Below are 1718 nucleotides of genomic sequence, written 5' to 3'. Positions count from 1 at the left end.
GGCGGTGCGGGGCGCGGCACCGTCCGCGGCGCCTTCGGCGAGGGCGGCGAGCAGCCTCTCGATCACGCGGTGGGCCCGGTGAGGTGCTGCATGACGGTGGCGAGGAAGCGGTCCCGGTCGGCGGGCGCCGACCAGGCTCCGGCCAGGCGCAGCTGGATGGCGTTCAGGAGCTGGTCGGTGGCCAGGTCCCCGTCCTCGGCGCGTTCCAGGAAGCTGCGTACCAGGGCCTGGTACTCGGTGGCGTCCTCGCCGGTGATGTCGACGCCGAGCCGTCCGCGCACGATGCGGGCGAGCTTCTCGGGTCCGGGTGCGTCCAGGTGGAGGCGGACGCAGCGGCGCAGGAAGGCGGGCGGGAAGTCGCGTTCGCCGTTGCTGGTGAGGATGACCACGGGGAAGTGGCGGCACTGCACGCGGCCCTGGGCGACGGCCACCCCCGCGTCGGGGTCGTCGTCGGTGCCGATGGCGACGGTGGGTTCCTCCTTGGCGAGGCGGGCCAGTTCGGGGATGACGAAGCCGCCGTCCTCGAAGACCGTGAGGAGGTCGCCGGGCAGGTCGATGTCGCTCTTGTCGATCTCGTCGATGAGCAGGACGCGGGGCCGGCGCTGCGGGAGGAGGGCGGTGCCGAGCGGGCCGAGGCGCAGGTAGCGGGCGATGGACGGGACGGCGGCCGGTCCCCCGGCGGCGGCCGGGGCTTCGGCGGCGGGCGGGGCTTCGGCGGTGCGGGTGCCGGGGGCGCGGACCTGTTCCAGTCCGGCTTCCTGGAGCCGGCCGATGGCGTCGTAGAGGTAGAGGCCGTCGCGCAGCACGGTACGGCTGGTGATCGGCCAGTGCAGTACGGGTCCCAGGGCCAGGTCGGCGGCGATGCTGTAGGCGAGGGTGGACTTGCCGACGCCGGGTTTCCCGGTGATCAGCAGCGGTCGGCGCAGGTGCAGGGCGGTGTTGACCACGTCCTTCTCCGCCTCGTCGGGGACGTAGCCCTCGCCGCGCCTGCGGGTGCGCTCCCAGGCCTCGCCGGAGCAGCCGGGCGGCCCGTAGGCGGGGTCGGGTACGCCGGTGAAGTCCCGCCAGGGCGGCGGCGTTCCGGCTTCCAGCCGGGTGCGGCGCTCCTCGCCGGGGCCCGCGCCCCGGTACAGCCACCAGTCCTTCGCCACTGCCTGTGCCTCCATCGTCTGTTCGCGGGTGGTGCGTCGGGGTCGGGGCCCGTGGCGGGCCGGTCCTCGGGCTGTCGTGGGCGGTGGGGTCAGGTGGCCAGGGAACGGAGGTGGACCGTGTCGTCGGGATCGTCCCACAGCAACACCAACCGGTCTCCCCCTTCCGGTCCTTGGGCGGCGGCCGCCCGGCGCACCTCGCGCACGCGGGCGGGCAGGGCGAACACCGAGGGCGCCCCCGGACCGGCGTCGGGGGCGAGCAGCGCGGGCAGTCCCCCGGCGGGTGTGCCGCCGCCGCGCCGCCACACCGCGACGGGCACCCCGCCTTCGAGGAGGGCGTCGAGCAGGGCGGCCGTACGGGGGCCGGAGACGTGCCCGAGGACGCAGGCGGGCGCGGGCGCCGCCCCGAGCCGCAGTCCGAGGGCGTCGGTGACCTCCGTGTCCTCGACGGTCCGTACGGCGTCGGGGTGCCGGCCGTCGTGGACGTGGAGCCAGCGCCATTTCTCCAGCCATTCGGTGCCGGTGTCCTCGCGTTCCTGCGGGCAGCAGCACCACCACCTCGTGGACGGT

Annotated in this window: 2 protein-coding genes; both read right to left on the bottom strand. The window is 75.4% G+C overall.

The genetic code is table 11. The annotated features are described in order from the left end of the window. Positions 1-62: 62 nt before the first annotated feature. Positions 63-1166 (bottom strand): MoxR family ATPase, encoded by a 1104-nt coding sequence (locus SSNG_RS28030; protein WP_042802088.1) that lies wholly within the window; start codon positions 1164-1166, stop codon positions 63-65. A gap of 74 nt (positions 1167-1240) precedes the next feature. Next, the coding region (locus SSNG_RS42375; RefSeq protein WP_206731339.1) for a hypothetical protein at positions 1241-1718 on the bottom strand (478 nt) is incomplete at its 5' end.

Source organism: Streptomyces sp. C (assembly GCF_000158895.1).
In the GTDB taxonomy this organism is placed as follows: domain Bacteria; phylum Actinomycetota; class Actinomycetes; order Streptomycetales; family Streptomycetaceae; genus Streptomyces; species Streptomyces racemochromogenes.
The sequence above is the reverse complement of the archived record's forward strand: the minus strand, read 5'-3'. Positions and strand labels throughout refer to the sequence as shown.

Excerpts from the sequence above, each read along its gene's own strand:
- SSNG_RS28030 (WP_042802088.1), bottom strand. The coding sequence starts at position 1,166 with ATGGAGGCACAGGCAGTGGCGAAGGACTGGTGGCTGTACCGGGGCGCG.